Consider the following 11,342-nt stretch of genomic DNA (forward strand, 5'->3'; position numbering starts at 1 on the left):
AAGGTTTAGCGTATGTCAATCAAGTATAGTAAACGAAACGATTTTAAACGACTTAAAGAATAATTAACTTTACGTTGAGCTTAACGCCTTATAATCGCGCTTTGAAAAAATTTTATCAAAAGGAAAAGCAATGAAAAAGATAATGATATTATCTTTGGCTACTTCTTGCGCGATCTTTGCCGCAAGCATAAACTTTAACGAACCCGCAGAGGATTTTACTAGAGTAAATCCGGAATTTAACAAAAACGTCGTCCTGTCCTACAACAGCTCTATCGCCGACGCTAAAAAATCGGTCGTAAATATCTCCACCACAAAAACCGTCAGCAGCAACGTAGCAGATATGAACGATATGTTTAGCGATCCGTTTTTTAAGGACTTTTTCGGATTTCAGTTTAACATCCCTCAAGAAAAACAAAAAAGTAGCTCGCTAGGATCTGGCGTCGTCATATCTAGCGACGGCTATATCGTGACAAATAACCACGTCGTAGAAGATAGCGACGAGATCGTAGTTACGCTGCTAGATAGCGACAAAGAGTACAAGGCTAAAATCATCGGCACCGACCCTAAAACAGACCTAGCCATCATCAAAATAGACGCCAAAGAGCTAAAAGCCATACCGTTTGCCGACTCGGCTAAACTGATGGAGGGCGATATAGTATTTGCCATCGGAAATCCGTTCGGCGTAGGCGGCAGCATCACTCAGGGCATAGTTTCAGGCCTAAATAAAGACAATATCGGTCTAAATCAATACGAAAATTTCATCCAGACAGACGCCTCGATAAACCCAGGCAACTCGGGTGGCGCGCTAGTAGATAGCCGCGGCTATTTAGTAGGCATAAACTCAGCCATACTTAGCCGCAGCGGCGGAAACAACGGCATCGGCTTTGCCATCCCGTCAAATATGACTAAAGATATCGCCAAAAAACTCATCGAAGACGGCAAAATCGAGCGCGGATATATCGGCGTGATGATAGCAAATCTAAACGAAGAGCAAAAAGAGATATACAAAAACAAAGAAGGCGCGCTCATTAGTAGCGTAGAAAGTGGCCTTCCTGCGGATGTCGCGGGACTAAAACGAGGCGATCTGGTCATCAAAATCGACGATAAAGAGATCAAAAACGCAAATGATCTCAAAAACATCATCGGCTCGCTAGCTCCAAATAAAGAGATCACGCTAACCTACGAACGCTCCGGCAAAATCGAAACCGCCAAGATAAAACTAGCTAATGCCAACGCAAAATCAAGCACCCCTGTGACAAAAGGCGGTACGGCAATCGATGGTCTTAGCGTTACGGCTATCGACGATAACGCAAGATACAAATACCGCCTAGCTCCAGATGCTGCCGGTATACTGGTAACGGATGTAAAAACTGGCTCAAATGCCGAAAAAATCGGTTTTGAAAAAGGCGATATCATCATCCAGATTGCCGAGGAAAATATCAAAAACATGGATGACTTTAACAAGGCCCTAGCAAGCACGAAGGGCAAAAAGACCCTCGTTTGGGTTAATCGCGGCGGACTTTTCCAGGGTCTTGTTATAAAATAATTTCTACATTTAAGGCGCGGGCAACTGCGCCTTTTCTTTTAAATTTTCCAAATTTTACCAGTCAAATTTGACGCTCTATTATTTTAAATTTGACCTGAATAAATTTCTAGTTTCAAATTTGAGCGTCTTAGTTTGGTCAAATTTTACCAAGCTTAACAAAAGCGCTCGTATGTAGGTTGCAAGCGCAGCGCAACAAAAAACAAGCCGCGGCCGCCATTAAAAATTTAGTCAAAACTCGCTATAATCCCCAAAAGGACATAAAATGATAAAAATTCTGATGATAGAAGATGACCTGGAGCTGGCGGAAATTTTGACCGAGTTTTTAGCAAAAAGCGATATGAGCGTAACGACGGCGGAGGAGCCGTATATCGGGCTCTCGACGCTAAACGTAGAAAAATTTGACCTCGTGATCTTAGATCTCACGCTGCCGGGACTTGACGGCCTAGAAGTATGCAAAGAGATCCGCAAGCGCCACGACGTGCCCATCATCATCTCAAGCGCGCGCCACGACATCACCGACAAAGTAAACGCCCTAGATAACGGCGCAGACGACTATCTGCCAAAGCCTTACGACCCGCAGGAACTACTTGCTCGTATCAAAAGCCATCTGCGCCGCCAAAGCACTGTAGCGGGCACAAATTTAAGCGGCGTAAAAGAACCTGCGCGCGAGAAAGATATCGCAGTAGATGATTTTAAACACGTCATCACTCTAAAAGGCGAGCCGTTAAATTTGACCGCAGCCGAGTACGACATCCTAAAATATATGCTGCAAAAAGAAGGCGGCGCCATCACGCGCGAGGAGTTCATCTACAACTGCGCGAGCATCAGCGAGGACTCAACAAACAAGAGCATAGACGTCATTATCGGCCGCATCAGAGGCAAGCTAGGCGACGACCCCAAAGAGCCAAAATACATCCACGCCATCCGCGGCATCGGCTATAAGCTCATGCAGTAAATTTAACATAAAGCCCGCAAATGAAACGCTCATCGGTTTTTTACACTATCACTTTTATCTTCGCGCTTGCGCTTACGAGCATCTTTCTCGCGTTTTTGTGGCTGATGGACTACGACAAGCAAAACTACGCGCGCGAGCTAAACGCCAAGTACTCCACGATCGCTAGAAACCAGCTCTTTTTGATGAGCGGTATCATAAACGAAAAAGAGTACGAGCGTCAAACGGGCGACTTTAAGATACCTGAGATCACAAACGAACAGCAAAAAGAAGAGATCCTAGCAAACGCAACCGTGCTTGAGGAGATATCCGCAGACATCGGTTCTAGCGCCATCATGATCTATCAAAATCACCACTATCTAAAAGTCCAGCACGTAGATAAAATCCTGCTTTTAAAGGATAACGACTACCAGCCATACCGCTACGACATCATCAAGATTATCTTTTTGCTAGTCGCAATCATACTTCTTGCCGCTTACGTTTTTGTTATCAGAAAGCTAAAACCGCTAAGAAAACTAAAGCGCCAGATAGCTAAATTTGCCGCGGGCGAGATCGAAGAAGTGCAAAACGTAAGTAGCGGTAACGACGAAATTTCCGAAGTTGCGGAGGCGTTTTATGACGCAGTGTCCCAGATCAAAAGCTTAAACGCATCGCGCAAGCTGTTTTTAAGAAACATAATGCACGAACTAAAAACCCCGATCACCAAAGGTCGCCTAGCTGCCGAAATGATCGAAAAAAGCAAAAACCAGGAGCGGCTAGTATCTGTGTTTATAAAACTCGAAAATCTCATAAACGAATTTGCCGCCGTCGAGCAAGTCACGTCAAACATCGCACTAAATAACACTAAAATTTGCCGTATCGACGACGTCATCGACGAGGCTCTGGATATCGCGATGGTAGATCCGGGGCAAGTCACGATCAGCAAGCTAGAGGACGTGAACCTAAATGCGGACTTTAAACTGCTAGCTATCGCCGCAAAAAATATGATCGATAACGCTCTAAAATACTCTCCAAACAAGCACGTAAATATAACTATCACGCGCGAGTCGATCAAATTTATCAACGAAGGCGAGCGGCTGTCAAAGGAACTGTGCCACTACGTCGAGCCTTTTACCAAGGGCGAAAGCGCGCAAAAGAGCTTTGGTCTGGGGCTCTACATCGTCGAAAATATAATCAAAGCCCATAAGCTAACTCTAAGCTACGAGTACAAAAACGGGCTAAACGTGTTTAGCTTTGAAAATCTGCAAAATATTGCGGCGTAGGCGTGAATTTGAGCGTTTTGTCGAGTTTGCGACACACAGAGAAAATTTAAGAGCCGTATTTGCTTAAATTTTAAAATTCGGCGTATCGTTTGTGGCCAACTAAACGCCAAATTTTGAGCTACAAATTTGGCGCTCGTTTCAAATTTATAGTCAAATTTAGTGAACGCTCGCTACTCATAATAAAAAGACTTTACAGGCACGAAATTTAGCCCGGCCTCTTTGCACAGCGCGTAAAAATCAACCTCGCCGCCGCTAGATTTAAACTCAAAATAACATTCGTAAAGCTTTACTAAGTTTTCAAATTCTAAATTTAACCGCTCGCTTATCTCGTGTTTTTCTCTTGAGTCTCGAGCTTCGCTGGTTAGTTGCTCATAGTATGTGCGCTCTATCAGGCAGCCATCTGGAAAGTGGTGTGCGCCCCAGTCTAGCGCATCTAATAGCGTACAAAAGTATAACTCCACGGTTCGTGCGTCGCAATGCTCATGGCGGTATGCGTGGCGCAAAAGCTCATCCCTATCAAGCTCCCGCAAGCCGCGCGTGCAGATCTGGTACGCCCAGCGCAGATGCGGCATCTCACCTGTGTCGCAGCGCCCTTTTAGATACTCGCCGACTAGCTCGCCTAGCCGAAACGGCAGCTCGCCGTTGCCGCGGTTTTTTAGATTTTTGAGCTCGCTTTGGTCTTAGTCTAAAATTTCGCGGCAAAGTTCGCCTAGAGCATGGTCCTGCTGCGTCTGGCTAAATTCGCTTTTAAATTTACTTACAGTGCCCTTTAGATGCTCGTTTGCCCACTTTTTTAAGCCCACATCGTATAGTTTTAGATACTCGTAGAGCTCAAATTTTAGCCAGCCAAAACATTTAGTTCCTTACCAGCGTAAATTTAACGCGCAAAAACGACAACCTCGCCGCGCTCAAACGCGATCTGCCGTCCCGCTAGATACAGCTCAAAATAGGGCTTTAAAAAGTCCTCTTGTGGCCTTTGCGCGTAGTTTGGATACTGCAAATACGCCGACAGAAGGTAGTCGCAGTCGATCGAATAGTACGCCTCGCTGAGCACCCATAGCTTCACATCAAGCTTAGGCGAATCTATCATCCACTCGCCCCGTAAACGGCGTCCGCAAGCCCACCTTCGTGATCTGCGAGATCAGAGCTCTCCTGCACGCGCACGGATTTTATTTCGTTAAGCATTTTTAAAAACTCGTCATCACCGAGAAACTCGGCAAAAATTTTTAAATTTCGAACGTGCGCTAAAGCTAGGCTCTTAAGTCCTTCGTCATCAAATTTCGGATCCTGCGGCGGGCAAAAATACCCCGGCGCCACGTCCTGATCGAACGCCTCTCGCGTTTGCTGCGCCGCGACTGAGTAGATCGGCATTATGCGCGCTTGCAGCTCGGTGCCGTTTTGCAGCGGCGCAAACACCGTTTCTATACCGATGCCATCGGGCATAAAGCACTGAAAAAGTCCGTAAAACTTATCCTGCAGATCTATCTCTTTGCAATCTAAATCAAGATCCAGCCCTGCAGCCTCGTCAATGCGGCGCGCGTACTCGAAAATCGTCATTTTTCTCCCCAAATTTGGATTAAATTTGAGGCATTATGCCCTAAATAGCTTCAAAAGGTGGAAAAAGATTTTTTAAAATTCAGTTTTTAAATTTGCTGGTATTAAGTTTTTATTGCCTTAAATTTAACAATCCATAATAAAATCATACAATATGCGTTAAGGTTAAAATCTCAAATTTAACCTTACCAAACCTATCTTCTAGCTCGTTATTTGCCAAAACCGAAACTACGAATTTATCGTTTTTAAAGATATAGTATTTCTTAAATTTAAATGCGCTCAGCACGAAAAACATCGCCGTAAACGCAAGCTTTAGCGCAAAAAACTATCGGAAAAGCTAGAGCGTTTTCATACTTTTCATTAAAATTTTTACCGCCTGATACATAGTCTTTTGCCTCGCCTTCGATAGGGTAAAAACCATAGCCGATTTGTAAATCATCATTAAACTCAAGCCGAATTTGATCCGCCTGAGCTTTAAAAAATTTAGAATCTAACCCGTAAGAGTCGTGGAGTAAATAGTCGCCGTATATCCTCGTGTAAATCTTTTTTCTGTTTTCAAAAACAGCACCGCAGAAAAATACGCACTCCCGAGCATCCCGATAATACCGGTAGCCAAAGCCGCTTTTCTGATATGTTCGTCAAAAGAGTCGGGTTTTGGCTCAAGGTTGTTGCAAATCAAAAACAAAGATAGCACGACAAAAACAGTCGTAGTTATAAAAGCGATTTTGATTTTATAGTCATTTTTGACGACAATCGGCTTTTTGTCGTAATTTCTAATGGTATTCCTTTTGAGAACATTTCGCACTTTTTCTCGCTCTAAATTTTCACTTTTATGCATTTTTGCTTTTACTATCTTTTCAAAGAAGACTACGCATATCGAAGTTAAAATCAAGACAAAAACAGCATAAATACCGAAATAAATGATGCCTTCTATAAAGCGCATTTGGACACTCCTTTTTAATTGACCGTGTTTATTTTCAATTAAATCGTCCGCAACTCTATCTAAAATCAACTCCCGCCGCTAAGCAATCGGTTAAAGTCCTAATTTTATTCATTCCTAAGCGTCTCAAGCACGTTTATCTGCGCGGCTTTTTTAGCCGGATAAAACGACGAAAACGCCACGATGACGACTGCTCCGACCAAGATCATGGCAAGATCAAGTAAGGATAGCTCCATAGGAAGCTTTGCGCTGCCGTAGACGTCAGCCGGCAAATTTACGATATCAAAGCTACCGAGCAACCACACGCCAAAGAGCCCGAGCAAGAGCCCAAACACTATCCCGCCTCCGCCTATCGTGGCCCCGAGAGCAAAAAAGCTCTTTTTTATCTCAGCTTTGCTAGCACCCAGCGAGAGTAGTAGCGCGATCTCTTGGCGGCGGTTCATGACGGTCATGAGTAGCGAGCTTACGATATTTAGCGAGGCAACCAGGATGATGAGCATCAAAACGATGAAAAGCGCGCGCTTTTCGAGCGCCAAGGCGGAGAAAAAGTTGCCATTTTGTTGCCACCAGCCGATAGCTTTTTGCCCTAGACGTAGCTCGCGCGAGATCTTTTCGATGTCGGCGAACGGATCGTTTGAAAACACGTGTATACCGTCAAATTTACCCTCGTCGTACTCGAGTATCTTGCGCAGCGCCTCCACGCTCGTGTATAGATAGCTTTTATCGTAGGCGACAAGCCCCGAGCTAAACGAGCTCACGACGTCAAAGCGCTTCATTTTTGGCGTTAGCGCAAAGCCGCTCGGGTCGTTTTTAGTAAAAATGAGCGTGAGTTTGTCGTTTTCGTTTATCATAATTTCGTTTTTGACGCCTTGCCCTACGAGCAGGCTGTATCCGTCTAGCTCGCGGTCCTCAAGGCCTGCCGCCACGACCGAGTTTATCTGCTTTTCGTCGGCTGAATTTACGCCAAAAAGCAGTCCGCCCTCAAAGCTATTTGCCCCCTTTATGATAACTTGACTCATGATATATGGGCTAAATTTGAGATTCGGAAACTTCTGCTTGAGCTCGCTAACGTCGCTCTCGTCGATATTGCCGCGTATGGCGGAGAGGATCGTGATCGGGTAGTTCATGGTAAAAAGTTTGCGCTCAAACTCCTTATCAAAGCCGTTCATGATCGCCATCGCGACGATGAGCACCATGAGTCCGACGCCCACACCTAGAAACGCCAAAAGTGCCGAAAGCATGATAAAGGGCTGGGTTTTGTCAAACCGTAGATATTTGAAAAGCAGATATTTGGTTAGGTTCATTTGATTTTCCGTTGTTTAAATTTGGGCTTTGGCTTGCTCGCTACTTTTGCGTCGCTTGATCTTATTTAAATTTGTGTCAAGTGCGTTAAATTTGTCCATCCGTGTAAATTTGACGTCAAATTTTTAAACCGCTTGCAAAAGCTAGGTGTTAAATTTACGACTTCGCGCCGCTATAAAAACGGCGGCTAACTTAAATACAAAATTTAGCAAGTCGCCGCCAAAACGCCAAAGCTAAATTTTATCCCAATCCTCCGCAAAAGCTCCTTTTTTAGGGCCGCTCTTGCCGTGGCAGTCTTTGTACTTTTTGCCGCTTCCGCACGGGCACGGGTCGTTTCGCGATACTTTTTTACCGGGCTTTTCTTCGCCATCGGATGCGCGGGTAGTCTCGCTATCTTGCGCTTCTTGCGGCGCAGACTCACTAGGCTCGGAGAAGCTTAGGCGCACGGCCGTTAGTATCTTGATACTCTCAAATTTGATGCGGCTAACGAGCTCCATAAAGAGGTTAAAGCTCTCTTTTTTATACTCGGTGAGCGGATCTTTTTGGTTGTAGCCACGCAGTCCGATGCCGGTTTTTAGGATGTCCATCTGATATAGATGCTCGCGCCACGCGGTATCTAATACCTGCAGGCAAAGCACCTTTTCTAGGTATCTGCGCTGACCCTCGCCTATGACGCCCATTTTTTCTTCGTAGTCGGCTTCAAATTTAGCCGTTATCTTCTCGGCAAGCTCGGCGTAGTCGAGATCTTTTAGCTCATCTGGCTGCATAAACGCGCCATTTGAGATTATCACGGAGCTTAGTTTTTCGAGGTTATATTCGCTCTTTGGCTCGCCTGCGTAAATTTCAGCTTGAGCTAGTAGGTGCTCGACAAATTCGGCGCGATTTTGCTTAATCTTTTCGCCGACTTCAAAATTTGGATCAAGTAGCTCGTTTCTAAATTTATATACCGTTTTTCGCTGCTCGTTTGCGACGTCGTCGTACTCGAGGATATGTTTTCGCGCTTCAAAGTGAAGGCTCTCGACCTTTTTTTGCGCGTTTTCGACGGCTCTTGTGACCATTTTTGAGTCGATGCTTTCGCCCTCTTCGATACCAAGGCGCGTCATTATCGCTTTTATGCGGTCGCTACCGAATATCCGAAGTAAGTTATCCTCAAGACTTAGGTAAAAGCGGCTCACTCCCGGATCGCCCTGACGTCCAGAGCGGCCTCGCAGCTGGTTGTCGATACGGCGGCTTTCGTGCCTTTCAGTACCGATGATGTATAGGCCGCCTAGGTTTCGGACCTCGTCGTCGATACGGATATCTACGCCGCGTCCGGCCATATTCGTCGCGATCGTAACCGCGCCGCGAGCGCCGGCCTGAGCGATGATCTCGGCCTCTTTTTCGTGGTTTTTGGCGTTTAGCACGGAGTGCGGGATTTTCTCTTTTACAAGCAGGTTATGCAGTTTTTCGCTCTTTTCGATCGAGGCGGTACCCACAAGTACGGGCTGACCGCGGTCGTGAGCCTTTTTGATCTCGTCGATCACGGCTTTAAATTTCTCGTTTTCTGTTTTGTAGATGAGATCGTTGTTGTCTTTTCTGATAACAGGCACATTTGTCGGGATCGATACGACGTCAAGCTTGTAAATTTGCGAAAACTCAGTCGCCTCCGTCTGCGCCGTACCCGTCATGCCCGATAATTTCTTGTAAAGCCTAAAGTAGTTTTGAAATGTAATATCTGCTAGCGTTTGGCTCTCTTCTTGGATCTTTACGCCCTCTTTAGCCTCGAGCGCTTGGTGCAAGCCCTCGCTAAATCTTCGACCTTCGCTCAGACGCCCAGTAAATTCGTCGACGATGACGACTTGTCCGTCGCGAACGACGTAGTGTACGTCCTTTTCAAAGAGATTGTGTGCTTTTAGAGCTTGGTCTAGGTGATGGCTCAAAATCGCGTTTTCCATGTCGTAGAGATTTGCTACGCCAAAGAGCTTTTCGGCTTTTGAGATGCCTTCTTCGGTGATCGCTATCGTGCGGTTTTTTTCATCTACGGTAAAGTCGTCCGTTGCCTTTTCTTGCGGAGTCGCAGGCGGTTCGCCTCGCTTCATCTGGCGCGCGACCTCGTTTGCTTTGATGTAGCCGTCTAGCGTGCGGTTTGTAGGACCTGAGATGATGAGCGGAGTCCTGGCCTCGTCGATGAGGATACTATCGACCTCGTCCACGATGACGAAGTTATGCTCTCTTTGCACCTTATCTTTGAAATCCATTTTCATATTGTCGCGCAGGTAGTCAAAGCCGAATTCGTTATTCGTGCCATACGTGATGTCGCTGTCGTATGCGGCTTTGCGCGCTGCGTCGTCGTATTCGCCGCCTAGTATCACGCCGACGCTAAGACCTAGAAATTTATAAATTTCGCCCATTTGCGTCGCGTCGCGTTTGGCGAGGTAGTCGTTTACGGTCACGACGTGCACGCCCTTGCCGCTCATCGCGTTTAGCACGACGGGCAAGCTTGCCACGAGGGTTTTACCTTCGCCCGTTTTCATCTCGGCGATCTTGCCGTCGTTTAGCACCATGCCGCCGATTAGCTGAACGTCGAAATGGCGCATATTTAGCGTCCTTTTACCCACCTCGCGCACGATGGCAAATACATCGTCCAGCAGCTCGTCCTGGCTCTTTTCGCCGTTTTGCACCTGCGATTTAAATTCGTTAAATTTTGCCTTTAGCTCATCGTCGCTCATCGCTTGATATTTGCTCTCGAGCGAGTTTATGTAGGCCACGCGCTTGAAATATTTTTTTACTTCCCTGTCATTTTTCGTACCGAATATCTTTTGCATAAACGCCGTTATCATTTTTAGCCTTTTTAAATTTTGTTAAAGCTTGGATTTTAACATTTTATTATTTAAACTTAGCTAGAATTTCGCCCGATAAAGGAAAATATATGAAAAAAATTTTAGCATTTTTGCTCTTTTGCGCCTCGGCTTTCGGAGTTACGTTAAATTTCGTCACGCTTCAAAGCGACTTCGTACAAACCATCACGAGCGAGAACGAAACGGTTGATTATTTTGGTAAATTTTACGCAAAAAGTAACAACCGCGCCTACTGGATCTACGAGCGTCCGACGCCTAAAAAAATCTACTTTGATAAAAACCGCGTGGTCGTGATCGAGGATGCGCTCGAACAAGCGATCATCTCCAAATTTGAAAAGGCGCCGAATTTGATCGACGTCGTTAGAAACGCGGTTAAGATCACCGACACTCTCTACAAAGCCAAATACGACGGCGTGGAGTATCTAATAACCGTCAAAAACTACATCCCGACAAGGATCGACTACGAGGATAAACTCGGCAATAAAATCAAAATCACGCTAAGCAACACGAAAAAGGATTTTAAGATAAGCGATGATTTGCTGACGCCGGTGATACCGTCGTATTATGATGTCATAAACCAATAAATTTTTAGTAAAAGCGGCTTGTCTCGTGAGCGCTTTTTCGAGATTTCGCAAAATTTTCGCTCCGCAGGCTATATGCCTAGCGCACGCTCAATTTTGCTTCAAAACTCGAAAAATCATCTCACGATACTTCGCCTTATCATTGCTACGTTCAAATTTGAAGCCAAATTTGACTAAATTCTCAAATTTCGACTTCAAATTTTACCTTTTATATACCTAGACCTGAATCTTGAAAACGTAAATTTGAAAACGCGAGGCGCGAAAGAGTTAAATTTAACCTGCGCCTAGCGCAGCAACTTCTCACATGCAGTGGGGTTAGAGAGGGCTTCTGCGTCGCTACGCTAGCAGCTGCAAGCAAGACGGGGGCT

The 11,342-nt window shown here is 45.5% G+C and carries 12 protein-coding genes; 4 read left to right on the forward strand and 8 right to left on the reverse strand.

Annotated features, from left to right (window positions below; all coding sequences use genetic code 11):
• Nucleotides 1–130 precede the first annotated feature (130 nt).
• The 3 genes from CSHOW_RS05775 (at nucleotide 131) to CSHOW_RS05785 (ending at nucleotide 3,760) form a co-directional block, all read left to right on the forward strand.
• A complete protein-coding gene (locus CSHOW_RS05775; protein ID WP_004321207.1) occupies nucleotides 131–1,546 on the forward strand; it encodes a Do family serine endopeptidase in 1,416 nt (471 codons plus the stop codon).
• Nucleotides 1,547–1,808: 262 nt separating this feature from the next.
• Entirely contained in the window at nucleotides 1,809–2,501 is a 693-nt protein-coding gene (locus CSHOW_RS05780) for a response regulator transcription factor (RefSeq protein ID WP_004321206.1), read from the forward strand.
• 20 nt (nucleotides 2,502–2,521) lie between these two features.
• Nucleotides 2,522–3,760, forward strand: a complete 1,239-nt coding sequence (locus CSHOW_RS05785; protein WP_004321204.1) for an ArsS family sensor histidine kinase — start codon at nucleotides 2,522–2,524, stop codon at nucleotides 3,758–3,760.
• A 170-nt stretch (nucleotides 3,761–3,930) separates the two neighbouring features.
• On the opposite strand, the gene CSHOW_RS10430 is transcribed toward CSHOW_RS05785, so the two are convergent.
• The 8 genes from CSHOW_RS10430 to secA all read right to left on the reverse strand — a co-directional run bounded on the left by CSHOW_RS10430 (nucleotide 3,931) and on the right by secA (nucleotide 10,375).
• Nucleotides 3,931–4,332: a hypothetical protein gene (locus CSHOW_RS10430; protein ID WP_004321201.1), complete on the reverse strand. Its 402-nt coding sequence runs from the start codon at nucleotides 4,330–4,332 to the stop codon at nucleotides 3,931–3,933.
• A 108-nt stretch (nucleotides 4,333–4,440) separates the two neighbouring features.
• Entirely contained in the window at nucleotides 4,441–4,563 is a 123-nt protein-coding gene (locus CSHOW_RS10550; protein ID WP_004321200.1) for a hypothetical protein, read from the reverse strand.
• A gap of 74 nt (nucleotides 4,564–4,637) precedes the next feature.
• Nucleotides 4,638–4,850: a hypothetical protein gene (locus CSHOW_RS05795; RefSeq protein WP_004321198.1), complete on the reverse strand. Its 213-nt coding sequence runs from the start codon at nucleotides 4,848–4,850 to the stop codon at nucleotides 4,638–4,640.
• A complete protein-coding gene (locus CSHOW_RS05800) occupies nucleotides 4,847–5,317 on the reverse strand; it encodes a hypothetical protein (protein ID WP_004321196.1) in 471 nt (156 codons plus the stop codon). The genes CSHOW_RS05795 and CSHOW_RS05800 overlap by 4 nt, the downstream gene beginning before the upstream one ends.
• Nucleotides 5,318–5,459: 142 nt before the next feature.
• Complete coding sequence (locus tag CSHOW_RS05805; RefSeq protein WP_004321194.1) at nucleotides 5,460–5,609, reverse strand: hypothetical protein; 150 nt, start codon at nucleotides 5,607–5,609, stop codon at nucleotides 5,460–5,462.
• A 195-nt stretch (nucleotides 5,610–5,804) separates the two neighbouring features.
• On the reverse strand, nucleotides 5,805–6,326 hold the full coding sequence (locus tag CSHOW_RS05810) for a hypothetical protein (protein WP_171992812.1): 522 nt from the start codon (nucleotides 6,324–6,326) through the stop codon (nucleotides 5,805–5,807).
• A gap of 35 nt (nucleotides 6,327–6,361) precedes the next feature.
• Nucleotides 6,362–7,558 carry an ABC transporter permease gene (locus tag CSHOW_RS05815; RefSeq protein ID WP_004321192.1) on the reverse strand — a complete coding sequence of 399 codons (1,197 nt, stop codon included), beginning with the start codon at nucleotides 7,556–7,558 and terminating at the stop codon, nucleotides 6,362–6,364.
• Nucleotides 7,559–7,789: 231 nt separating this feature from the next.
• Nucleotides 7,790–10,375 (reverse strand): preprotein translocase subunit SecA, encoded by a 2,586-nt coding sequence (secA, locus tag CSHOW_RS05820; protein WP_004321190.1) that lies wholly within the window; start codon nucleotides 10,373–10,375, stop codon nucleotides 7,790–7,792.
• Between the two features lie 89 nt (nucleotides 10,376–10,464).
• On the opposite strand from secA, the gene lolA reads away from it, so the two are divergent.
• Nucleotides 10,465–10,977: a LolA-like outer membrane lipoprotein chaperone gene (gene lolA / locus CSHOW_RS05825; RefSeq protein WP_004321189.1), complete on the forward strand. Its 513-nt coding sequence runs from the start codon at nucleotides 10,465–10,467 to the stop codon at nucleotides 10,975–10,977.
• Nucleotides 10,978–11,342: the final 365 nt, after the last annotated feature.

Source organism: Campylobacter showae (assembly GCF_004803815.1).
GTDB lineage: Bacteria > Campylobacterota > Campylobacteria > Campylobacterales > Campylobacteraceae > Campylobacter_A > Campylobacter_A showae.

Coding starts and splice junctions, on each gene's coding strand:
- CSHOW_RS05775 (WP_004321207.1), top strand. CDS start 131: ATGAAAAAGATAATGATATTATCTTTGGCTACTTCTTGCGCGATCTTT.
- CSHOW_RS05780 (WP_004321206.1), top strand. CDS start 1,809: ATGATAAAAATTCTGATGATAGAAGATGACCTGGAGCTGGCGGAAATT.
- CSHOW_RS05785 (WP_004321204.1), top strand. CDS start 2,522: ATGAAACGCTCATCGGTTTTTTACACTATCACTTTTATCTTCGCGCTT.
- CSHOW_RS10430 (WP_004321201.1), bottom strand. CDS start 4,332: ATGCCGCATCTGCGCTGGGCGTACCAGATCTGCACGCGCGGCTTGCGG.
- CSHOW_RS05795 (WP_004321198.1), bottom strand. CDS start 4,850: ATGATAGATTCGCCTAAGCTTGATGTGAAGCTATGGGTGCTCAGCGAG.
- CSHOW_RS05800 (WP_004321196.1), bottom strand. CDS start 5,317: ATGACGATTTTCGAGTACGCGCGCCGCATTGACGAGGCTGCAGGGCTG.
- CSHOW_RS05805 (WP_004321194.1), bottom strand. CDS start 5,609: ATGTTTTTCGTGCTGAGCGCATTTAAATTTAAGAAATACTATATCTTT.
- CSHOW_RS05815 (WP_004321192.1), bottom strand. CDS start 7,558: ATGAACCTAACCAAATATCTGCTTTTCAAATATCTACGGTTTGACAAA.
- secA (WP_004321190.1), bottom strand. CDS start 10,375: ATGATAACGGCGTTTATGCAAAAGATATTCGGTACGAAAAATGACAGG.
- lolA (WP_004321189.1), top strand. CDS start 10,465: ATGAAAAAAATTTTAGCATTTTTGCTCTTTTGCGCCTCGGCTTTCGGA.